Genomic DNA, 22,406 nt, shown 5'->3' with positions numbered 1-22,406 from the left:
CCAAACGTGATTTAATACCCGCCTTTCACATTTCCGGGACAGGGAAGCGGTACCTTCGCGGCCAAAAGTCGCCCGCCATCCACCCCCATAACCCTTAAGTATTATTCGCATAAGGCTGTCATGGACACGGGCTCACGACTCAAACTAGTACGCGAAAGCTACAAACTCTCCCAGCGCGAGCTGGCCCGGCGCAGCGGCGTCACCAATGCCACCATCTCCCTGATCGAACAGAATCGCGTCAGCCCCTCCGTCAGCTCACTGAAGAAACTGCTCGAAGGCATACCGATGTCCCTGGCGGACTTCTTCACCTTCGATCAACCGCCGCGTGAGCATCAGTACGTATTTCGGGCTAATGAACAGCCGGACCTGGGCCGTCATGGGCTGCGGTTGCTGCTGATTGGCGCCTCGGTGCCGAGCCGGCAGATGCGCTTGTTGCGCGAGCAGTACGCGCCTGGGGCGAGCTCGGGGGAAGAGCCGATTGTGCATTCTGAAGGGGAGGAGTGTGGGCTGGTTACGCGTGGGACTGTCGAGCTGACGGTTGATGGGCAGATCAGTGTGTTGAATGCCGGGGATGGGTATTACTTTCCGACGACACTGCCGCATCGGTTTCGCAATATCGGGGCGGATGAGGCGGAGATCATTAGTGCGAATACGCCCGCAAACTTCTAATGAATAAAGTACGTCAGTGTTTCCCTGTTGTGGATGCAGAGTTCTGAAAATTTTGAACGTGTTTTCCATCGTTTCCAGCCTTTACCACGTTTCAAGAGAGTCCACATGAGTTCAGGGATTAGTCAAAAACTGCAGGGTAGCCGCAAGGAACTGCTCGACATCGGCCTTCGCAACACCATGCTTAACTTCCGCGCGTCAGCCAAGACATTGGCTGTGGTCGATGAGCTGTCAGAGTTGGTGTTCCACCTGCTTTATCGGCAAGGCAAGGCCATGAGCTTTGCGCCAATGGCGCGCCAGACATTGGCGGCCTTGGCGAAACCCCTCCAGGTCGATGGTGAAGACGCGCAGGATGCAGCGACCGATGAGTTGTTGTTGCAAGAGCTCGATGGTCTAGGCGAATCAGGTTTTGTCGACGATGAACTGGACGAGTCGGGTCGAGCGCGTCGGCATACGGACGCGCGCCTGCAGACAGCACTGGATGAGGAGCGCTTGTTCCTGCAGTTGTTGAAGATTCACAGTGAGGCGCGAGCCTTCGTCGAGGAGCAGGGCGTCAACACGCTGTTCCTGGCGTTGGGCTTTCTTCATTGGTACGAAGCCGACAACTCAGAAACCCTTCGCAAGGCTCCCTTGATGTTACTGCCGGTGACCCTTGAACGCAGCGGGGCCAAGGACGCGTTCAAGCTGAGGTACTCCGGCGACGAGTTGATGCCTAATTTGTCGTTGATCGCCAAGCTCAAGACCGATTTTGGCCTCGACCTTGCGGCCTGCGAATTCAGTGAAGATCGCTTCGATGCTGCGGAAGGCAGTCTCGACAGTTTTTACGCCGAAGTCACGGAGCTGATCAGCAAGCAATCGCGCTGGAAAGTTTCAACAAACGAAGCTGCCCTCGGGTTCTTTTCCTTCGGCAAGTTCCTGATGTTCAAGGACCTGGATCCGAAGAGCTGGCCGCAAGACCAGCAGCCCGACGCCCATCCGGTCATCACCCGGCTCCTTGGGGCAGGCTTCGGTGACCAGCATCCCGCCTATGCCGAGGATGTGAACATCGATTCGGTGCTCCAGCCGGGGGAAGTGCGATTCGTCAAAGATGCCGACAGTAGCCAGACCGAAGCGATCCTCGAAGTGCGCGAGGGCGCCAACCTGGTTATCCAGGGGCCACCGGGTACCGGCAAGTCGCAGACCATCACCAACATCATCGCGGAACTGATTGCCCAGAAAAAAACGGTGTTGTTCGTGGCCGAAAAGATGGCCGCCCTCGAAGTGGTCAAGCGTCGACTCGATGAATGCCATCTGGGTGATGCAGTGCTTGAATTGCACAGCCACAAGTCGACTAAAACGTCGGTGCTCAAAGAGCTCGGACGTACACTTGAACAAGGCCGGCCACTGACCAAGGTGGGCGAAGACGATCTGGCCAACCTGGCGGAACTGCAAGGTCAGCTGAACCGGTATTGCGTTGCAGTGAGTGCGCCGGTGGGGGCCAGCGGGATGAACTTTGTCGAGGTGCTGGGGCGATACCTCAAACTCAAGCACAGCTACGGCGAGTTACCGGCGATTGCGTTCGCGCCCATGGCATCGTGGACCCAGGCTGATCAGCTGAAACGCCGCGAACTGGTTGAAGTACTGACGCTTCATCTCAAGGACATGGGCCGTGCGGACCAAAATCCGTTCTGGGGAAGCAAACGAACGTTCTTCTCCCCCATTGAAAAGGACACTGCCAGCGAGGCATTGCAGCAGGCAAGTGCGCACTTGGCCGCTTTGGAAGCCGCCGCCAATGCGCTGTCGACTCGACTGCTACTGACTCAGCCCGTCACGCTCGCCGACGTAGCTGTCATCTGCCGCGGCGCAAGGCGGGCGGCCGAAGCGCCTGGTTTGCACGGCGTAGAGCTGAATACGGGCGACTGGCAGCTACGCCGCGATGCCATTGGTGAATTGCTGGATGCGGGCCAGCGCATGAGCCTGTGCAAAGCCAAGCATGGCGCCCTGTTGATCGAGGCGGCGTGGGAGCAGGATCTGTTGGAAGTCCGGCAGAATCTGCTGGCCTACGGTGACAAATGGTGGAAGGTGTTTTCGGGGCGCTATCGCGCTTCAAAGGCTCGTTTGCAAGGGCTTGCCCAGGGTGTGCTGCCAGGCAGCAATGCCGAACGACTCGGTATGGTCGATTCGGTTCTGACCTACCAACAAAGCCGGAAGGTTTATGACCAGCACGAGGGGCTGGGAACTGCCCTGTTCGGTGCGCAATGGCAGCGTCAGCAGTCCGACTGGGCGGCACTCGACCGCGTTAGCACCTGGGTAGCCCAGCTTTACGAAGACCTCGGTAATGGCCACTTACCCGACGGGATCATTGCGTTTCTCGCCGGACACACGGACACCAGCGGGCTTGGGGAAACGGTCAGTGAGATCGAGGCCCATCTCGCCGGCCTTGACCAGGCATTGCTGGCTGGCCTGGAAGTCATCGGTATGCAGAACAATGCGCAAACGCTGCGCAACCTGGAGTTGTCTGCCCTGGGCGCGCGCTTGCAGCTATGGCAGGCCAGCCTGAGCGCGCTTTACCAGATGGCGCGTCTCAATGTGCTGGCGGACGAAATGCACCAGGCACAACTGGGCGAACTGCTGAACATTGCCCTGAGCAGCGAAACGCCGGATCAGCTGCCCGCCATCTTCGACTTTTCCTGGTATTCGGGGCTTGTGCAAAAGGCCTACGCAGAAAAACCGGCGCTACAGCAATTTGACCGCATCAAGCACGAGCATCAGATCGCCAGGTTCAAGGCACTTGATGCTGCGTCGTTGAACCATGCTCAAACCTGGTTGGCGCGTCAGGTATGGGAGCAGATGCCCAATGTGAATCAACCGGGTGAAATGGCAACGCTGCGTGCAGAGCTGAACAAGAAGCGTCGGCATATTCCGATTCGCCAGCTGATCGAAAAGGCGGGTCGGGCGATTCAGCAAATCAAGCCGGTATTCATGATGAGCCCCATGTCGATCGCCAACTTTTTGCCTCCAGGCAAGCTGGAGTTCGACGTCGTGGTGTTCGACGAAGCTTCTCAAGTCAAGGCCGTCGATGCGTTTGGTGCGATATTGCGCGGCAAGCAAGTGGTGGTCGTGGGCGATACACGGCAGATGCCGCCCAGCGATCTGTTCAGTCGCGACATCGCCCCCGACGACGAGAACGACGCCACCGCAGACATCGAAAGCATCCTCAGTCTGTTCAAGGCGGCGGGTAGCCAGGAACGTTACCTGCGCTGGCACTACCGCAGCCGGCACGAATCACTGATTGCGGTCTCCAACGTCGAGTTCTACGACAGCAAGCTGGTGGTGTTTCCCTCTGCTGGACAGCATCTGCACGCCAAGGGCGTGAGTTTCGATTATCTGCCCCACGCGCTGTATGACCGTGGTCGCACTCGCACCAACAAGGAAGAAGCCAAGGCGGTCGCCCAAGCGGTGATGAAGCATGCGTTGGAGACACCGGAGCTTTCCTTGGGGGTGGCTGCATTCAGTGTCCCTCAGCGTGATTTGATCAGTGTCGAGGTCGAGTTATTGCGGCGTAAGACACCCCAGGCCGAAGTGTTTTTCACCGCGCAGGGCAGCGAACCATTCTTCGTAAAAAACCTCGAAAACATCCAGGGTGATGAGCGCGACGTGATCTTCATCAGCATTGGTTACGGCCGAAATGAATCCGGTCGTATCGCCCGTGAATTTGGCCCGCTCAATAAAGATGGCGGGCATCGTCGACTCAACGTTTTGATCACGCGGGCCAAGTTGGCGATGCGCGTGTTCAGTAACTTCCGCGGTGATGAGCTGGACATTGATGCCACTGCGAAGCACGGCGTACGGGCCTTGAAAAACTTCCTCAAGTACGCGGAAACGGGCGAACTGGAAGTCGCCAAAGAAACCGGCAAGGCTCCAGACTCACCTTTTGAGGACCAGGTTATCCGGGCCTTGCGTGATCTCGACTACCAGATAGAGCCCCAAGTCGGCACCGCCGGTTACTTCATTGACCTCGCCGTGAAAGACCCGGAGTTCCCGGGCCGTTACGTGCTGGCCGTTGAATGCGATGGCGCGGCCTACCACAGCTCGCGCTCTGCACGTGATCGCGATCGGTTGCGCCAAGGCGTGCTGGAGGGACTGGGCTGGAATTTCCATCGTATCTGGAGCACCGATTGGTTCCGTAATCCCGAGCAGGAAATCAGCCGCACGGTGGCGGCGATCGAAGCGGCGCGCGAACGTATAGCCAACCGTCGTAACGTCCCGGTTGCAGAGACCTCGGTCGAGCCCCCGCATGAAATTCTCCGCGATGAAACGGTTGATGAAGTCGAGCCGCTCGCCAGTGCGCCCTATGAGAAAGCACGACTCGCTGCGGTAACCAACCAGCTGGAATTGCATCAACATCAACCGGAACACCTGCTGCAGCTGATCCGAACAGTGGTTGATGTCGAATCTCCGGTGCATTCGGTCGAGGTCACCCGACGCCTCATGGATGCGTTCGGGGTGACACGGCAAGGCTCGAGGATCACGGCCGCTGTTGAACAAGCCATTGGTATCGGTATTAAACAAAGGCACTTCGTGCGTCGGGGCGAGTTTCTTCATTTGGCCGATAACCGCCCCGTCGTCATCCGCAGCCGGGCGCATTGGGAGTCGTCCGAGCGTAGGTTGGAGTGGGTCGCGCCTGAAGAACTCGATCGGGCTTTGATAGACATCATCGTCTCGGGGTTTTCCATGAGCCATGACGATGCGATCTCCGGGGCTTTGAGATTGCTGGGGTTTGGTCGTGCTACTGCCAAGGTGACAGCGGTGTTGGAAGAGAGAATTGATCAGTTGATCAGTGATAGGCGGTTGGAGCTGAGAGAGGGGCGGCTGGTGGTGGGTGGCTGATAAGGCATGCCGGAAGAAACCATTGATAACACCCTGACGCTTGGTGTACCTGAGGTGGACGGCGAACAAAAATGCCTGTATTGCGAGATACGGGCATTTATTTTGCGCATTGCCACTGACAGAGAATCGCCCATCAACATTCTTACGCTGTAGCAACGTTTTCCTTGCTCGAGACCTGGCCTATCTCATCAGTAGCGGATGGAGCGTTTGATTTTGTTATGAATGGTTTGGCTAAATGATATTTGGCAATCGGTTTGGCTGGAGCGGGCTTCGCAGCCGCTTTGGCTGCTGGAGCTTTGGCAGCCGGCTTGGCAGCAACTTTTGTTACTGCAGCTTTGGCCGTCCTTTTGGCAGCAACTGGCTTGGCAGCGGCTTTACCTGTAACAGGTCTGCGCTCACTTGGAGCCTCGGCTTGCGCCTCTATCGGGCGTACGGTTAGTTCGAGACCAATCGCGGTCATCAGCTTCCTGATTGTTTCAAACCGCGTTTTTGCTCCGCCTTTTAACACTTTGTAAAGGCTTTCTCGGTTGACACCAGCGTCCTGGGCGACTTTGTTCACGCCTCTGGCTTTTGCCACTTCACCCAGTGCATGAACCAGCGCCGTGTCACCGGCCTTCATACTTTCAGCAATATAAGCCGCCATAATTTCCGGGCTGTCGAGAAAATGGGAAGCTTCGTAGCGACTTGTCCCAGAGGTGTCGAGGTTGAGGATAGGCATATCCTCGGGATTGAAGGTCGTTTCACTCATGTCATTTACCTCTCAAGGTATCTAGGATCTTTCTAGCTCGCTTGATGCCTCGTGCTTGATCCGTTTTATCGCTTCCAGTGAGCATCGTGTAATCGGTCGTCCCCGTGCGCACGAAGTAGACTCTGTATCCAGGACCCACAAAAACACGCATTTCGCTCATACCACTACCCACTGCCTCGCAATCTCCGAAATGGCCTTCTTTGGCACGGTCCAAGCGGCTCAAGATTGCCGCCTTTCCTAGGACGTCTGCCACATTGCTCAGCCATTTATCAAACTCAGGCGTGTAGTGAATGTTATTTTCGTTCTTTTTCGATCATAGTCCTTTTTGTAGCCTACTGGCTACTCCTTGTCGATGCAAATTGATCGAGATGAAATCCTGCAGAACCCTGGGGCAAGAAGTTATGAGGTGACAAAAACCCGCGTCAGCGCGGGTTTTTGAATTGAAATTCGGTCACTGACCCTTGGTGGTATCGAACTCACGCTGCTCAATCACTCGAAACACATCGCTCACGTCCTGGAGCAAAATCCTGGCGATATTGGCAACGGTGTTGATGTCGTTTTCGGCGTAGTCGGGGAGGTTGGTACAGCCCATGAGCTGGAGGTAGGGGAGGACGGCGTTCAGACGTTCGCTGACGCAGTTATGGAGTTCGCGGATTGGGGCGTCACTGTCGATGAGCAAAACGGGGTAATCGGTGGCAAATTGGGCCATCGGGATGAAACGGCGGGGCGGATTGGTCATGGTCATAGGTATTTCTCTACGAAGATAAATAGAGGCACCACCTTTTCGCTGCGAAACAATTGGGTGGCAGCTGTACGCGGGTTCGCAGACCGAGAGATGACCTACACCCGGCAGACCCGAAAGTCTCCCACGCACAACCGCCATGAAATGAAACGCGGGCGGATTTTGCCAGAGTTCTCATTTGACGGTGTAGTCATCTCTAATTAGGGCTGCGAAACCCTATCGCCGGTTGCTATCAGCGACGGGGCGAATATAAGCGTCCATTTGGGTGCCCACAACCGGGCTGTAGGACGCCTGGGCGGGCATTTTGGCAAGGTGGATTGCAGCTGAATGGCGGGGGAATCGTTGGAGTCGGCGTAAACCGCGCGAAGCGGAGTGTCCTAGGAAATCGGCTGCCAGTTTTGGGGCCGCTTCGCTGCCAAACGAGGGCAAGCCCCCTCGCCACAAAGGGAAAATTCCTACACGATTTTCGGAAGGCAAGATCCAGATTTGGCGGCTTCCAATAGCGCTGTGCGGAACGGGATAGCCAAAAATAACAAAGCCCCGAATCATCGGGGCTTTGTTATTTGGAAATTGTGCAGTTTCCAAAACCGTTATCGCAGACCGTCCAACATCACTGCCTGGCCTGCGGTGAATGCGGATTGTGTTGAGTGTGTTTTGGTCCGGCCAATGCCCACGCCAGCACCCCGAACAGCGGCACAAACACGATAAACACGATCCACAAGAGTTTGTTGCTCGATTTGCCTTCGGCTTTGCGGACTTTGTTGATTGCCCATAGCTCGATCAGCAAAAGAATTGCTGTCAGCACGATCCAGATTGTTTCGATTTGCATTGGTCACCCTCCAGATAGTCTTTGCGTTAGGTGGGTGAGGGTGAGCAGGGTTCATTAAATTTTGAGGTTTTGTGGGTGAGGCGTAAGCGGGGTTGCTCGCGATGGGGCTGTCAGGTGAATCATTTCTGGCTGACAGGGCCTCTTCGCGAGGAGGCTCGCAGGGGGGGGTAGTTAGATCGAGTTGGCCTGCGGGTCTTGCCATGGCGATCTTCGGGCGGCACGTAGTCGATGGTGTGTTTTTCGAACCTGACGCCGCGCGGCGTTCTTGGGTTTTTCGCGAGCAAGCTCGCTCCTACAGGGGATTTGCAGTCAAACTGATCAAGTCGGGAAAGGGTCAAACGACCTCAGCTTCATTCAAACCGGGGAACCGCGAGATGACTCAAACACTGGAACGCGCCATTGCCATCGCTGCCAACGCCCATGAAGGGCAAGTCGACAAAGGCGGATCACCTTACATCCTGCATCCGCTGAGGGTCATGTTGCGGGTCAACACCCTCGAAGAACGCATCGTTGCGGTGCTGCATGACGTGGTCGAAGACTGCGGCATCAGCCTGGATGACCTGCGCCAGGAAGGCTTCAGCGAAACGGTGCTGGAGGCTATCGCGTCGGTGACCAAAGTACCGGGCGAGTCCTATGAGGCATTCGTCGAACGCGCGGCGCTGAACCCGATTGGCCGCGTTGTCAAACTGGCGGACCTTGAAGAGAACAGCGATTTATCTCGGATTGCCCAGCCGTCCTGGGACGATCTGGAGCGTATTGAAAAGTATCGGCGGGCGATTGGCGTATTGCGCTCGTAACGTCACGCAATTACAAGGCGTGCTTGGCCAGAGTCGCCATTAGCGCCTCGGTGACCAGAGCAATCAGGATGGGTTTTGACCTCGCCTGCATATCGCCACCGATAGCGGCTTGCTGTGCCTTTACTTTGCCCATGTATTTCGATGAGGTACCTTCAGCCGCGAGCGAGGACAACTCCTTTGCAGAGAATGACTTTCCATAGGCGTGCGCAAGATTCTCGTCCCAGTCAGGCTGATACTTCGGCAGCAATGCGTTGATTTGCTCAGCTATGGCACTGCTTGCTCCGGAGCTTCCCAGCTTTGAAGCGATCATCGCGTAGGTGACCGTTCTCTGCGCTGCCAATAGTGCGAGGGCCGGGAGATTCCTGCCTATGTGTGCCTTGGCGACGAGCGTGCGAGCGGCATCAAGAGAGGGTGTTTCAGCCGACACCGGGCTTGCCAGCGCGAACATGGTCAACGCGAGAGCAGCAAAAAAAATCCTTTTCACAGTTTGACTCCATAGGAGGGTTCGGCGCGGTTCGGCAGGCTTGGGCACGATAATGTCCATTTTTGCAAATGACCGCCACTTATGGTGACGCATCCATTCTGCTTTCTGCTTCGACCCGCTCCCCGATAGCCTGCCAACTGCAAGAGTGGTACTCACGAACACTTTGAGGTCGAAATCTGACACGCCTCGAGGATCCCTGCCGCCGACAATTCGCTTGGGTGCAACAACCTTGAAAGCGGCGCGCGGGGATCAACCATGGTTAGCAGTATTTTTGATGAGTTCAAGCCAGGAGAGGATGCCTTCAGCGCCCATCCTGGCGAATCTGACCGAGCACAATCATCGCCTCTGCGTATCGGCTTCTGGCTGATGGAAGCGTTCGATTTGTACACCCTGGCCAATGCGCTGGAGCCATTGCGCCTGGCCAACCAGGTGGCCGGGCGCACGCTTTGCCAATGGCAGATGTTTAGTCTGCATGGAGGGCAACTGCACGCAAGCAACGGCATCGCCACCGCCACGGTGCAACTGGATCAGGCCCAGGTATTGGACGTGTTGATCCTCTGTGGTGGCGATAGCGTGCACGCCGGCGCGGATCAACCGGACGTTCGCCAGCAGCTGGGTTACTGGGCGCAGCAGCCGATCAGCCTGGGGGCCTTGGGGAAGGCTGGTTGGCTGCTGGCGCAGGTCGGAGCGCTGGACGGCTATCGCTGCAGCTTGCCAGAGCCCGACGCGCCTGAGTCCCAGGCAGCCTTCAACGAGTTGAACCCGGTGGCTGCGCCGTTCTGCGTTGACCGTCATCGCCTGACCTGTGTCGGGCCGCAGGCTGTTCAAGGGTTGATGCACGAACTGCTCTCCCGCAACCACGGGCGTGGTCTGGTGCTGCGCATGGAAAAACACGCCGCGCGCCAGGCCAGGCCGCTAAAGGCCATGAATAACGCCCCGGCAAGGCTGCAAGCGGCGCTGGCGTTGATGAGCGATCACTTGAACCGCACCTTGGGTATCGACGAGCTGGCGGAGAAGACGGGCATGTCTCGCCGACACCTGGAGCGGTTGTTCAAGCGCAGTCTGGGGTGTTCGCCGTCTCGGCATTATCTGGACTTGCGTCTGCAGCGGGCGCGTCAGTTACTGCAGGCCGGGGGGCAATCGATGGTGGAGGTTGTCCAGGCGTGCGGGTTTGTCTCGGTGCAACATTTTGCCCGTTGCTATCGCCAGTACTTCGGTGCGCATCCGCGGGAGGATGTGGGTGGCAATTTGCGAGTGGTTGCGGGGTGTCAGTCGACCTCTGTCTTGCATGTGCCGGCCCCTTCGCTGGCAAGCCAGCTCCTACAGTAGATTTTCAGTGGACATTGGTTTTGTCCATGACACCGCTCCTGCATTGACCATGAATGCCTCCGTCCAACGGGGGCATTGTTGTTTTTGGCGGATGGGTTTGAGGGGCGCTCCTCAAAGAGCGGATCTGACCAATTACAGGTCGGATTCGCACAAAAAACTTCGCTTTGCATCTGTTCGAATGATCTTCAGCGGCCCGACCAGAGTGGCGCCTTCTGTTGCAATCACTGACAAGGATAAAAGACATGCAAATGCCCAAGACCATCCAGATCAAGAACGGCGAAAAAGTGACGCCGACCTTTTCGGCCCAGGAATATGCCAATCGCAAGGCGAAATTGCGGGCTTACCTGGCGCAGAACGATATTGACGCGGCGGTCTTCACTTCGTATCACAACATCAACTACTACAGCGATTTCCTGTATTGCTCCTTCGGCCGCCAGTACGCCCTGGTAGTGACCCAGGACAGCGCCGTGACCATCAGCGCCAACATCGATGGCGGGCAACCTTGGCGCCGGACCGTCGGCACTGAAAACATTGTCTACACCGATTGGCAGCGTGACAATTACTTCGTCGCGATCCAGCAAGCCTTGCCCAAGGCCGGGCGGATCGGCATCGAATTCGACCACCTGAACCTGCTCAATCGCGACAAGCTCGCCAGCCGTTACCCTCAGGCCGAACTGGTGGACGTCGCGGCACCCTGCATGCGCATGCGCATGATCAAGTCTGCCGAAGAGCACGCGATCATTCGCCACGGCGCCCGCGTAGCGGATATCGGTGGTGCGGCCATCGTCGAAGCCTTGCGTGACCAGGTGCCGGAATATGAAGTGGCGCTGCATGCAACCCAGGCGATGGTGCGCGAAATCGCCCGTACTTTTCCTGACTCCGAGCTGATGGACACCTGGACCTGGTTCCAGTCCGGCATCAACACAGACGGCGCGCATAACCCGGTGACCTCGCGCAAGGTCAACAAGGGCGACATCCTCAGCCTCAATTGCTTCCCGATGATCGCCGGCTACTACACCGCGCTGGAACGCACCTTGTTCCTGGATCACTGTTCCGACGAGCATCTGCGCTTGTGGGAGGTCAACGTCAAGGTGCACGAGGCCGGTCTGAAATTGATCAAGCCGGGCATGCGCTGCTGCGATATCGCGCTGCAACTGAACGAGATTTTCCTTGAGCACGATCTGCTGCAATACCGCACCTTCGGCTACGGCCACTCGTTTGGCACGCTGAGCCATTACTACGGCCGCGAAGCCGGGCTGGAGCTGCGCGAAGACATCGACACGGTGCTGGAGCCGGGGATGGTGGTGTCCATCGAGCCGATGATCATGCTGCCCGAAGGCCTGCCGGGCGCCGGTGGTTATCGTGAGCACGACATCCTGATCGTCAACGAGCAGGGCGGGGAAAACATCACCCATTTCCCGTATGGCCCGGAACACAACATCATCAAGAAGTAAGACTGCGCGCCGCACGGTGAGCCTGTGCGGCGTTTTTTGTGGCGAGGGGGCTTTGCCCCCGTTGGGTGGCGCAGCCGCCCAAAAAATCGGTCACCGAGAGCTTTCTGACAATTCGCAGAGCTTCGAATGGGGCCGCTTCGCAGCCCAATGGGGGCAAGCCCCCTCGCCACAGGTCGTTATGCGCCACAGGATTTTCTCGCAACTGATGCATACGCGCTCCAGAACGCGCAGCATCTACAGACCCATAACCCTGCCAAGTAAAACAATAGAGGGGTTTTGCCATGATCCACATCCCGACTTTACATCCCCAAAATCGCACCTCTACCAACGGAGGTGCGCAATGAGCACCCAAAGCGCCAGCCTGACCCCCACCCTGGAACAGCAACGTGAACTGACGTCCGAACGCCAGGCCTTGCGCCGTGCGGCCAGTGCCAGCTTCATGGGCAACTTCGTCGAGTGGTTCGATTACGCGGCTTACGGCTATCTGGCCACGGTCATCGCCCTGACGTTTTTTCCGCAGACCGACAAGGCGACGGCGCTGCTGGCGACCTTCGCGGTATTCGCGTTGTCGTTTATCGTCCGTCCGCTGGGCGGACTGGTCTGGGGTCACTTCGGTGACAAGTATGGGCGGCGCAGTGCGTTGTCCTGGTCGATCCTGATCATGTCGGTGTCGACCTTCTGCATCGGCATTCTGCCCACTTACAACCATATCGGGCTGTGGGCGCCAGCCTTGTTGTTGCTGATCCGCCTGTTCCAGGGCTTTTCCGCTTCCGGCGAATACGCCGGGGCGTCGGCCTTTCTCGCCGAGTACGCCCCCGAGGGCAAGCGCGGTTTGTACACCAGCATCGTTCCGGCGAGTACCGCGGCCGGCCTGCTGTTCGGCGCGGTGTTCGTGGCCGGCCTGCATGCCTGGATGAGTGTCGAGGACCTGCACAGCTGGGGTTGGCGCCTGCCGTTTCTGTTGGCGGCGCCGTTTGGTCTGGTGGGGCGTTATATCCGCATGAGCCTGCAGGACACGCCCAAATTCCTGGAAATGGAAAAACGCCTGGAAGCCAAGGAGTGCGCGACCCATTCGCCGGTTCGCGAACTGCTGACCGTGCACCGGCGCAGCGTGATGATCGGGATCGGCGTGACCTGCCTGAACGCGGTGGCCTTCTACTTGTTGCTCAGCTACATGCCCACCTATCTGTCCACCGAAATGGGCATGAGCGAGAGCGATTCGTTCCTGGCCTCGACGGTGTCGCTTGCGACCTATATCGGGTTGATTTTCCTGATGGGCAAGCTGTCGGACCGTTTTGGCCGCAAGACCATGCTGCTGACGGCTTCGGTATTATTTCTGGTGCTGACGTTTCCGCTGTTCGGCATGCTGGAGAACCAGCCGCTGATAGTGATCCTGATGATCCAGATCGCCTTCGGCGCGATCCTCGCGATGAACGACGGCACCTTGCCGTGCTTCCTCGCCGAAATTTTCCCGACCCGAGTGCGCTTCAGTGGTTTTGCCTTCAGCTTCAACATCGCCAATGCGGTGTTCGGCGGCACCGCGCCGTTTATCGCGACCTGGCTGATTCAACTGACCGGCAACAAAATGGCGCCGGCCTGGTATTTGCTGGCGGCCGCGGCGGTGGCACTGGTGGCGATGCTGGCGAGTCGGGAGACGGCGCATAAGGCTTTGCAGGATTGAGTCGATTTTTCAATTGTGGACATAGCTGCTTGTGATGGCGATCTTAAGGACGCCTTCGCCGGCAAGCCGGTCTCGCTCCCACAGGTTGCGGTGGTGTACACAAGATTTCGGCACGATACCTATCCACTGTGGGAGCGAGCCTGCTCGCGAAGGGGCCAGTCCCGCCAACATCAATGCTGAATGTCAGTCCGCCTTCGCGAGCAGGCTCGCTCCCACAGGTTGCAGTGTCGTACACAAGACTACGGCAAAACACCCATCCACTGTGGGAGCGAGACCGGCTTGCCCGCGAAGGGGCCAGCCCAGCCGCCATCAATCCTGAATACCGACCCTCCCTCGCAAACAATCCGCCCCCCCAATCAATGCACCGCAGCCACCTGCTTGCGCTCACGAATAGGCGACACGCCGAAAAACCGGCTGTAGCATTTGGAGAAGTGCGCTGGCGAGACAAAGCCGCATGCCAGGGCGATATCGCGTACTTGCGACTCGCTGCGCAGCAGCAATTGCCTCGCTCGCGACAGGCGCAGTTCCAGGTAGTACTGGCTCGGCGTGCGTTGCAGGTGCTTGTGAAACAGGCGCTCCAGCTGCCGCACCGACACCTCGTTCAACCGCGCCAGTTCTTCCAGGCCCACCGGCTCCTCCAGATTGGCCTCCATGATCGCCACCATCTGGCTCAGCTTGGGCTGCGAGGTGCCCAGTTTCTGCCGCAGCGGCACACGCTGTTGCTCCTGCGCACCCCGAACCCGGTCACACAGCAGCAACTCGGCCGCATGGGCGGCGATGTCCCGGCCGCCCGGTTCGCGGGCGATCAACTGCAGGGTCATGTCCATCGAAGCCACGCCGCCGGAGCAGGTGTAGCGATCGCGATCGAGTTCGAACAGCTGGTTGGAAATGATGATCCCCGGGAAGCGTTCCTTCAGCGCTTCGATGTCCTCCCAGTGAATCGTGCAGCGATAGCCCTTGAGCAGATCGGCCCGTGCCAGCAGGTGGCTCCCGGTGCAAATCCCGCCTAGGGGCACCTGATCGTGCGCCAGTTTGCGCAGCCAATTGAGCAGCGGTCGGCTGCTGTGATTGGAGACGATCGGGTTGGACCCGACCACGAACAGGATGTCGAGCCTGGGTGCATCGGTAATGGCGTAGTCGGGCAGGATCCGCATGCCATTGCTGGCCGTGACCGGGTCCAGGCTGGCGGCGATGATGACTGTGCGAAACATCGGTTCGCGCGCCGCCATGTTGGCCATGCGCAGGGTCTCCACGGCGGAGGCGAAGCCGATGGTGGTGAAGTTGGGGATGACCAGGAAACCCACGGTTTTCACCGGCCGTTGTTCTTTTGCCGAACGTCCTGCGGCGGGTATCGCCACCTGGAGTTTCGCCATCGTTACCGCTCCTCAACTGTCATAGTGACGCGCTCTGCGGCAAGCTGCCGACTGGTGGCAACGTCATCTCGATTTTATGGTGATTAGCCCTGCATTCGGGTTACTGGATATTACACCCAGAGCCTTATAAATAGGCATCGAGACCCGTATAGGTGACCAGGAGGGGCGGGACAGAAGGGGGAGGGGAAGGGCGAAAAAAAACGGCCCGCTCCGGGTCAGCAACCCGGTCACCGCTATTGCAAACTTCCAGGTCTGGATCGACGGGAACCAGGCGTCGAGATCACCGGCCATTGTCTCTTCAAATGGCTGAATCAAGGGCTCCCTGTCTGCAGCGCTGATGCCGGAAACACAGACGTCCAGGATCAACTCGCCTTTCTCGCGACTGGAGCCTTTGGGGAAATGCCGGTGCGCATCCTCAACCACCGGCTGGGAGTGAATTGCGGGCAGGAAATCTTCGCCGAATGGGAAGGTGTGCACGCGCTGATTCTGCGCGGCGATTGAGTTACAGGTGCCCAGGTCGTGGCGTGAGCCTACTTGCAACCATTGGCGAGGATTTCCTGCTGCATGCTTCTGCTGTCTTTTTTATCAATGAAGTTGATGGCGTACAGGGATTGCTCGGCATCAGAGGGGTCTAATAAGAACGGTGCAACATTGTTTGCATCAGTGTTTAAATCGGAAAAAAGATTGTATTGGTCCGCTGAGGCGAAATGCTGCGTTTTCCCCCAGGGTAGCGTCATTAATTCATCGTAGGAGGGGGATACATGCACAGGTATTTCAAAGGTATTGAGTTCGTTGGCCATTGAGGCGTTGGCATGGAAGTGAAAGGCGGTATCAGCATAGACAGAGGCTATGTTTTTTAGCAGGTTGAGTTTGTCTTCACGATTCGTCTCTGGCTTGAAGAGTCTCGGCATTAACATCAAGGCCACTGCGGATCCTGGTTTTATAGTGCTTTTAAGGTTGCTTAAGCTGTCGAGAATATCTTGAGCGGTGAGCATTCTCTGAACGCCTGCGGATGTCGTGTAATTCCCACCCAGCCAAATGATGTTGTCCATTTCCAAAAAAGGCGAGTGAGTGGGCTGGGGCATCACTTCGCGAGTACTTCGAATGGCCAGGGATGTACTCCAAAGATGCTGATCCTGCATCTGGTCGAGCTTCTTAAACAATGCCAAGTCTTTGAATCGTAACAGAGAAACTTGTGATTTTAGCAAGAATACGTTCGGTGGCCGGGTGTGGTCTTCCTTCAGGAATTGTATGAGGGGAGCGTCAAACAAATGTGAGTACATGCCGATTTTTTTGACGCCGATCAAGCGTTTGCCATGTTCACTCAGGAGCATCTCGCCAACAGCGCCTTGCCCAATGAGAAGGATGCAACTGTATTTTGTCGTGTCGATAAGATTGGGCGGTGTGTCGGATAAATTAACCAGGTCTGGCTTTTTTTTCGGCCATTCAGGTATAAGGCCGGCGGCACCGTTGGCATCACCACCTCGACCTTTTGTGATGATTAACACTTCAGTCGCCTGTTCCGCGCTGGCAACTGCGGTGTCGACGCCTGCCCCGCAAAACAAACCCATCAGCAGAAGTGTTAAGGATCCATTCTTTTTCATATGCACCTGTTTTCGCAGTCCTTGCCAAGTGTAAGTATTATTGTTGTTTATTCTGAAATTGCTGTTTTCCACTTTACTATATGGGCTGGCGATAGCTGCGTGCCGAAGTGATTCAAAAGATGAAGAGTGCGCCGTGGAGAGGGGTTGGCCAGGCGATGGTTACCAGCCTTTGACCCCACTCATATCCGGCAACTTGTGAGCAATCCCCTTGTGGCAGTCGATGCAGGTGGCTTCACCCTTGGCCAGGGACGTGGAGTGCATGGCAGCGGCGCGCTTGCCTTGGCGGGTGAAGTCCATGAACTCGAAGTTGTGACAATTGCGGCATTCGCGAGAGTCATTGGCCTTGAGCCTGGCCCACTCGTGTTCGGCCAGCTCGCGGCGCAGGGCGACAAATTTGTCGCGGGTATCGATGGTGCCGAAGATTTTGCCCCAGACCTCCTTCGAGGCCTGCATCTTGCGCGCGATTTTATGGGTCCATTCGTGGGGCACGTGACAGTCCGGGCAACTGGCGCGCACACCGGAACGGTTGGTGTAGTGGATCGTGTCCTTGAGCTCGACGAAGACGTTGTCACGCATTTCATGACAGGAGACGCAGAACTTCTCTGTGTTGCTCAGCTCGAGCGCGGTGTTGAAACCGCCCCAGAAAATGATCCCGGCGATAAAGCCCCCCAGCGTCAGAAAGCCCAGGCTGTAATAGAGGCTCGGCCGGCGCAGGATGCCCCAGTAGTCCTTGAGCAGGGCGAACAGTGCTTTCATCTTGCCTCCTCAGGGTTTTTGCGCGGCGTTGGCGGCGTCTTGCAATATTTTGTCGATGGTCTCGAAGTTGTTGCCCACCAGGGGCAGCACCTCTGTTTGTGGCACATGGCACTGGTTACAGAAATACCGACGCGGTGACACCGCCGCCAACGCCTGGCCGTCGCGGTCCATGTAGTGGGTGATGCTGATCATCGTCGCCTGGCTGCGCGCGCTGTTGGCACGGCTGTGACAAGACAGGCACTTGTTGCCGTTGATGTCGATTTGATAACCGCGAATGCTGTGGGGGATGGTGGGGGGCTGGTCCGGGTAATTGCGTTCGCGCTTGAGGTCCTTGTTTTCTTCGTTGGCGATGGGCGGCGCCGGCATGCTCTGGGTCAAGGTGCCACCGGGGCGGCGTCCGTCCGGCCCGGAAGCATCGAGCGGATAGTCGACGTCTGCAGCCATCACCACGCCGATCGCAGCGAGCAGAAGCAACGGCAGGATTCGAAAAGGCATGACGGTTCTCCTCAGGCCACGCTGACCAACTCGATGCGGATCGCACATTTTTTGTAGTCGGTTTGCTTGGAGATCGGGTCGGTGGCGTCGAGCGTGACCTTGTTGATCAGCTTGTTGGCATCGAAAAACGGCACGAATACCAGCCCTTGCGGCGGTTTGTTGCGCCCGCGGGTTTCGATGCGCGCGCGGATTTCACCCCGCCGGCTGATCAACTTCACTTCACTGCCGCGCCTGGCCTTCAACGCCTTGGCATCGTCGGGATGCATGTAGACCAGTGCGTCCGGCACCGCTTTGTACAGCTCCTCGACGCGCTGGGTCATGGTGCCGGTGTGCCAGTGTTCGAGCACGCGTCCGGTGCTCAGCCAGAACGGGTACTCGGCGTCCGGGGCTTCGGCCGGCGGCTCGTAGGGCAAGGCGAAGATGATCGCCTTCTTGTCCGGGTAACCGTAGAACTGCACTTCGCTGCCTTTTTCCACGTAGGGGTCCAGCCCTTCGCGATAACGCCAGCGGGTTTCCTTGCCGTCGACCACCGGCCAGCGCAGGCCTCGTTCGCTGTGGTAAAGGTCGAACGTGGCCAGGTCATGGCCGTGGCCGCGGCCGAACTGGGCGTACTCTTCGAACAAACCTTTTTGCAGGTAGAAACCGAAGGCCTTGGCTTCATCGTTCTTGTAGCCGGCTTCCAGTTGCTCGACGGGAAACTGGTCGACCTGGCCATTTTTGAACAGCACCTCGAACAGGGTCTTGCCCTTGTACTCAGGTGCCTTGGCCAGTAACTCGGCAGGCCAGGTTTCGTCGGTGGTGAATCGCTTGGAAAATTCCAGCAACTGCCACAGGTCGGACTTGGCGTCCCCCGGGGCGGTCACCAATTGATGCCAGAATTGCGTCCGCCGTTCGGCATTGCCAAACGCACCTTCCTTTTCCACCCACATGGCGCTGGGCAGGATCAGGTCGGCAGCCTGGGCGGAAACCGTGGGATAGACGTCAGAGACAATCACGAAGTTTTGCGGGTTACGCCAGCCCGGCAGCACTTCCTGCATGATGTTCGGCCCGGCGTGCATGTTGTTGCTGGCCTGGGTCCAGTAGACGTTGAGCACGCCGTCCTTGAGCATGCGGCTCTGTTCCACCGCATGAAACCCGGGTTTTTCCTGAATGGTGCCGGCGGGCAGCTTCCATATTTTCTCGGCAATAGCGCGGTGCTTGGGGTTGGTCACGACCAGGTCGGCGGGCAAGCGGTGGGAAAAGGTCCCGACCTCGCGCGCGGTGCCACAGGCCGAGGGCTGGCCGGTCAGCGAGAAGGGGCTGTTGCCCGGCTCGCTGATCTTGCCCGTGAGCAAGTGGATGTTGTAGATCAGGTTGTTGGCCCAGACGCCGCGCGTGTGCTGGTTGAAACCCATGGTCCAGAACGACACGACCTTGCGCTTGGGGTCGGCGTACAACTGGGCCAACGCCTTGAGCCTTTCAGTCGGAATGCCTGTCTCCTTGGCGGTTCGCTCCAGCGTGTAGGGTTTGACGAACGCGGCGTATTGTTCAAAGGAAATATCCGTCCAGGTGTTGGCCTTGGCGGCATTTTTTGCCTTCATTTCCCGCGGGTCGTCAGGGCGCAGGCCGTAGCCGATGTCGTCGGCGCCTTGGGCAAACCGGGTGTGCTTGCTGATGAAATCCTGGTTCACCGCGCCGCTTTCAATGATGTGGTTGGCGATGTAGTTGAGGATCATCAGGTCGGTTTGCGGCTTGAACACCATGGGGATGTCGGCCAGTTCGAAGCTGCGATGCTCGAAGGTCGACAGCACGGCGACTTTCACGTGAGGCTGGCTCAGGCGCCGGTCGGTGACCCGGCTCCAGAGCACCGGGTGCATCTCGGCCATGTTCGAGCCCCAGAGCACGAAGGCATCGGTGGCTTCGATGTCGTCGTAGCAGCCCATCGGCTCATCCATGCCGAAGGTGCGCATGAAGCCCATCACCGCCGAGGCCATGCAGTGCCGGGCGTTGGGGTCGATGTTATTGCTGCGAAAGCCTGCTTTCATCAGCTTGTTGGCGGCATAGCCTTCCCACACCGTCCATTGCCCGGAGCCGAACATGCCGACCGATCCGGGCCCTTTGCTCTTCAAGGCGTCCTTGAATTTGAGCTCCATGATGTCGAAGGCCTGCTCCCAGCTGACGGGCTGGAATTCGCCCTGCTTGTCGTACTCGCCATTGCTCATGCGCAAAAGCGGTTGGGTCAGGCGATCGACGCCATACATGATTTTCGACAGGAAATAGCCCTTCACGCAGTTCAGGCCACGGTTGACCTCGGCCTTGACGTCGCCATGGGTGGCGACCACCCGGTTGTCCCGGGTCGCGACCATCACGCTGCAACCGGTGCCGCAGAAACGGCAGGGTGCCTTGTTCCAGTCCAGGGTGACCATGTCCGCTTCGGTCACCAGATTACTGGCGTCGGTAATAATCGGCAGGCCGGCAGCGGCGGCGGCAATGGCGGCGGCCTGGGCCTTGACGAATGCTCGACGGCTCATGCTCATTCGATGTCTCCTTCGGGCTCGAGGAGTTCGTGGTAGATCAACGCGGCGTTGAGTACGCCCGGCAGGTTGTTGATCTGTTCGATGCGTTGCAGAATCTGGTTTTCGTGTACGGCTTCAAGGACCACTACCAGTTTTCCGGCTGCACTTTCCTGATGCAGTTCCAGACCCTCCAGCAGACGCAGGTTGGCTTTGACGGCGTCGAACAATTCGGGTCTGGCAAGTACGACAAGACTGGCAATATGCAAAGCTTCGTCCATGTGCTGGCTCCAATAGGCCTTGAGCAATGGCTATTAGTTGGGAGGGCCGGGTGGTCCATATAGCATCTGGAAAAACCAGACGAGAAAGCCGTAGCCGCCGACGATGGCGACCGACAGCAACGGGAAGAGGAAGACGACAAGAAAGAGGAACAGCCGGGTTTCCTTGCGACGCTCGGGTTTGCGTTCTTCAGCCAATGGCATCGAGCAATCTCCAGCCGAACTTTGCACTCAGACTAGATCACGAAGTTTTCGCAGGTTTTCTGACAGGGGCATTTAACGACCGGCGGTGAATTATCGTGGCTGCGGTGTCGCAACAGGTATAAGGCGCTCAATCATTACTTCGTTTGGTTACTTTCAAACGGCGATGCCCGACAGCGCGTCGGACGATGTCGGGCAGTATCGGGGATGAGTGAAGGCGGATATTGGCTACCGCCTCTCGGCACTGGCTTACGACTGTGTCGCCAGCGCTTTGCGCGCGGCCTTTTGCGCCTTCATCTCGGCGATCTCATGCTCGCAGGTCGCTACATCAAAGGAGCCATCCCACTTCGCGATGGCGATGGTGCCGATACCGTTGCCGATCAGGTTGGTCACGGCCCGTGCTTCGTTGAGGAAGCGGTCGATGCCCAGCAGCAACACCAGGCCCACCAGCGGGATGGTATGGATGGTCGTCAGCGTTGCCGCGAGGGTGACAAACCCGGCGCCGGCAACTCCGGCCGAACCTTTGGACGTCAGCAGCATGACGCCCAGCAATACGGCCTGATCCATCAGCGTCAGGGGCGTGTTGGTCGCCTGGGCGACAAAGATTGCCGCCATGGTCAGGTAGATGCAGGTGCCGTCCGCGTTGAAGGTGTAGCCCGTCGGCAGGACCATGCCCACCACCGACTTCTTGCAGCCGAGCTTTTCCAGCTTGACCATCATGCGCGGCAGTACCGCTTCGGTGGAGCAGGTCCCGAGGGTGATCAGGATCTCGTCCTTGAAATAGCGCAGGAACAGCATCAAGGGCATCCCCGACCATCGCGCGACCGATCCCAGCACGACGATGATGAACAGCAGGGTGGTGGCATAGAGCGCAATGAGCAGGTGCCCCAGGGACCACAACGTGCCGATGCCATATTTGCCGATGGTGAACGCCATGCCGGCGCCCGCACCGATCGGGGCCAGGCGCATCACCATGGCGACGATCTTGAACAGGCCCTGCAGGAACAGGTCGATGATGTTGATCAGTGGTTTGCTGGTCTCGCCCATCTGCACCAGGGCCACGCCCATCAACACCGACAGCAGGATCACCTGCAGCATCGAGCCTTTGGCGAACGCGTCGATGAACGTACTGGGGATGATGTTAAGGAAGAAATCGACGGTGCCGCCCTGTTCCTGGGCGACCTGGGCGTACTTGCCGATCGCGCCGGGATCCAGGGTGGTGGTGTTGATGTTCATGCCGACACCGGGCTTCATCACGTTGACCACGATCAGCCCGATGACCAGGGCGATGGTCGAAAGGATCTCGAAGTAGATCAGCGCCTTGACGCCGATCCGCCCGACTTCCTTGATGCTGCCCATCTTGGCGATCCCGACCACTACCGTGCCGAAGATGATGGGCGCCAGGAGCATCTTGATCAGCTTGATAAAGCCGTCGGCGAAGGGTTGCAACTTGGCCCCCATGTCGGGCACCAGGTAACCGAAAATGGCGCCGATCACGATACCGATCAGCACTTGCACATACAGCTGGCCATACCAGCGGGACTTGGACGTTTCCACGGATGCACCTCATTTTATTTTTTGTGGTGGGCGATGTGGCGTGGCGTCGTC

General features: G+C 57.9%; 19 protein-coding genes and 2 pseudogenes. 7 read left to right on the top strand and 14 right to left on the bottom strand.

Annotation, left to right across the window (positions count from 1 at the left end):
* Nucleotides 1-120 precede the first annotated feature (120 nt).
* The 3 genes from J2W17_RS15240 to J2W17_RS15230 all read left to right on the top strand — a co-directional run bounded on the left by J2W17_RS15240 (nucleotide 121) and on the right by J2W17_RS15230 (nucleotide 5,688).
* Nucleotides 121-669: a cupin domain-containing protein gene (locus tag J2W17_RS15240; protein ID WP_007895886.1), complete on the top strand. Its 549-nt coding sequence runs from the start codon at nucleotides 121-123 to the stop codon at nucleotides 667-669.
* Nucleotides 670-774: 105 nt separating this feature from the next.
* Nucleotides 775-5,535: a DUF3320 domain-containing protein gene (locus J2W17_RS15235; protein WP_307335260.1), complete on the top strand. Its 4,761-nt coding sequence runs from the start codon at nucleotides 775-777 to the stop codon at nucleotides 5,533-5,535.
* A 6-nt stretch (nucleotides 5,536-5,541) separates the two neighbouring features.
* A complete protein-coding gene (locus J2W17_RS15230; RefSeq protein ID WP_307335258.1) occupies nucleotides 5,542-5,688 on the top strand; it encodes a hypothetical protein in 147 nt (48 codons plus the stop codon).
* Nucleotides 5,689-5,908: 220 nt separating this feature from the next.
* Here the strand turns inward: J2W17_RS15230 and J2W17_RS31135 are convergent.
* The 4 genes and pseudogenes from J2W17_RS31135 to J2W17_RS15210 form a co-directional block, all read right to left on the bottom strand.
* Nucleotides 5,909-6,283: pseudogene (locus tag J2W17_RS31135) on the bottom strand (addiction module antidote protein); the annotation flags it as partial.
* A 1-nt stretch (nucleotide 6,284) separates the two neighbouring features.
* Nucleotides 6,285-6,575 carry a type II toxin-antitoxin system RelE/ParE family toxin gene (locus J2W17_RS15220; protein WP_307335845.1) on the bottom strand — a complete coding sequence of 97 codons (291 nt, stop codon included), beginning with the start codon at nucleotides 6,573-6,575 and terminating at the stop codon, nucleotides 6,285-6,287.
* Nucleotides 6,576-6,734: 159 nt separating this feature from the next.
* Nucleotides 6,735-7,028 carry a fructose-bisphosphate aldolase gene (locus J2W17_RS15215; RefSeq protein ID WP_307335254.1) on the bottom strand — a complete coding sequence of 98 codons (294 nt, stop codon included), beginning with the start codon at nucleotides 7,026-7,028 and terminating at the stop codon, nucleotides 6,735-6,737.
* 607 nt (nucleotides 7,029-7,635) lie between these two features.
* The gene (locus J2W17_RS15210; RefSeq protein WP_307335251.1) at nucleotides 7,636-7,854 is read right to left on the bottom strand and encodes a PLD nuclease N-terminal domain-containing protein; all 219 of its coding nucleotides are present in this window, start codon (nucleotides 7,852-7,854) and stop codon (nucleotides 7,636-7,638) included.
* 374 nt (nucleotides 7,855-8,228) lie between these two features.
* Between J2W17_RS15210 and J2W17_RS15205 the strand changes: the two genes are divergently transcribed.
* Nucleotides 8,229-8,651: an HD domain-containing protein gene (locus tag J2W17_RS15205; RefSeq protein ID WP_307335248.1), complete on the top strand. Its 423-nt coding sequence runs from the start codon at nucleotides 8,229-8,231 to the stop codon at nucleotides 8,649-8,651.
* Nucleotides 8,652-8,661: 10 nt separating this feature from the next.
* Here the strand turns inward: J2W17_RS15205 and J2W17_RS15200 are convergent, their stop codons facing one another.
* Complete coding sequence (locus J2W17_RS15200) at nucleotides 8,662-9,318, bottom strand: hypothetical protein (RefSeq protein ID WP_307335246.1); 657 nt, start codon at nucleotides 9,316-9,318, stop codon at nucleotides 8,662-8,664.
* Nucleotides 9,319-9,390: 72 nt separating this feature from the next.
* Here J2W17_RS15200 and J2W17_RS15195 point away from each other — a divergent pair, with 72 nt between their 5' ends.
* From J2W17_RS15195 to J2W17_RS15185, 3 genes are all read left to right on the top strand, one after another.
* Entirely contained in the window at nucleotides 9,391-10,464 is a 1,074-nt protein-coding gene (locus J2W17_RS15195; RefSeq protein ID WP_307335244.1) for a GlxA family transcriptional regulator, read from the top strand.
* Between the two features lie 242 nt (nucleotides 10,465-10,706).
* Nucleotides 10,707-11,918, top strand: a complete 1,212-nt coding sequence (locus J2W17_RS15190) for a M24 family metallopeptidase (RefSeq protein ID WP_307335241.1) — start codon at nucleotides 10,707-10,709, stop codon at nucleotides 11,916-11,918.
* A 340-nt stretch (nucleotides 11,919-12,258) separates the two neighbouring features.
* A complete protein-coding gene (locus J2W17_RS15185) occupies nucleotides 12,259-13,599 on the top strand; it encodes an MFS transporter (RefSeq protein ID WP_307335238.1) in 1,341 nt (446 codons plus the stop codon).
* A 356-nt stretch (nucleotides 13,600-13,955) separates the two neighbouring features.
* On the opposite strand, the gene J2W17_RS15180 is transcribed toward J2W17_RS15185, so the two are convergent.
* The 9 genes and pseudogenes from J2W17_RS15180 to dctA form a co-directional block, all read right to left on the bottom strand.
* Complete coding sequence (locus J2W17_RS15180; protein ID WP_307335236.1) at nucleotides 13,956-14,972, bottom strand: GlxA family transcriptional regulator; 1,017 nt, start codon at nucleotides 14,970-14,972, stop codon at nucleotides 13,956-13,958.
* 318 nt (nucleotides 14,973-15,290) lie between these two features.
* A pseudogene (locus J2W17_RS15175) lies at nucleotides 15,291-15,368 on the bottom strand (creatininase); the annotation flags it as partial.
* Between the two features lie 134 nt (nucleotides 15,369-15,502).
* The gene (locus J2W17_RS15170; RefSeq protein WP_307335234.1) at nucleotides 15,503-16,576 is read right to left on the bottom strand and encodes a hypothetical protein; all 1,074 of its coding nucleotides are present in this window, start codon (nucleotides 16,574-16,576) and stop codon (nucleotides 15,503-15,505) included.
* Between the two features lie 159 nt (nucleotides 16,577-16,735).
* Entirely contained in the window at nucleotides 16,736-17,332 is a 597-nt protein-coding gene (locus J2W17_RS15165) for a cytochrome c3 family protein (protein ID WP_307335233.1), read from the bottom strand.
* 9 nt (nucleotides 17,333-17,341) lie between these two features.
* Nucleotides 17,342-17,827: a nitrate reductase cytochrome c-type subunit gene (locus J2W17_RS15160; protein WP_307335232.1), complete on the bottom strand. Its 486-nt coding sequence runs from the start codon at nucleotides 17,825-17,827 to the stop codon at nucleotides 17,342-17,344.
* An 11-nt stretch (nucleotides 17,828-17,838) separates the two neighbouring features.
* Nucleotides 17,839-20,343: a nitrate reductase catalytic subunit NapA gene (napA, locus tag J2W17_RS15155; protein ID WP_307335231.1), complete on the bottom strand. Its 2,505-nt coding sequence runs from the start codon at nucleotides 20,341-20,343 to the stop codon at nucleotides 17,839-17,841.
* Nucleotides 20,340-20,600 (bottom strand): chaperone NapD, encoded by a 261-nt coding sequence (locus J2W17_RS15150; protein WP_307335229.1) that lies wholly within the window; start codon nucleotides 20,598-20,600, stop codon nucleotides 20,340-20,342. Before J2W17_RS15150 ends, napA begins: the two co-directional genes overlap by 4 nt.
* 33 nt (nucleotides 20,601-20,633) lie before the next feature.
* A complete protein-coding gene (gene napE, locus J2W17_RS15145) occupies nucleotides 20,634-20,801 on the bottom strand; it encodes a periplasmic nitrate reductase, NapE protein (RefSeq protein WP_307335226.1) in 168 nt (55 codons plus the stop codon).
* A gap of 246 nt (nucleotides 20,802-21,047) precedes the next feature.
* Nucleotides 21,048-22,355 carry a C4-dicarboxylate transporter DctA gene (gene dctA, locus J2W17_RS15140; RefSeq protein ID WP_307335224.1) on the bottom strand — a complete coding sequence of 436 codons (1,308 nt, stop codon included), beginning with the start codon at nucleotides 22,353-22,355 and terminating at the stop codon, nucleotides 21,048-21,050.
* Nucleotides 22,356-22,406 lie beyond the last annotated feature (51 nt).

The sequence above is a fragment of the Pseudomonas lini genome, assembly GCF_030812475.1.
GTDB classification, from domain to species: domain Bacteria; phylum Pseudomonadota; class Gammaproteobacteria; order Pseudomonadales; family Pseudomonadaceae; genus Aquipseudomonas; species Aquipseudomonas lini_A.
This window is presented reverse-complemented; position numbering and strand designations above follow the sequence as displayed.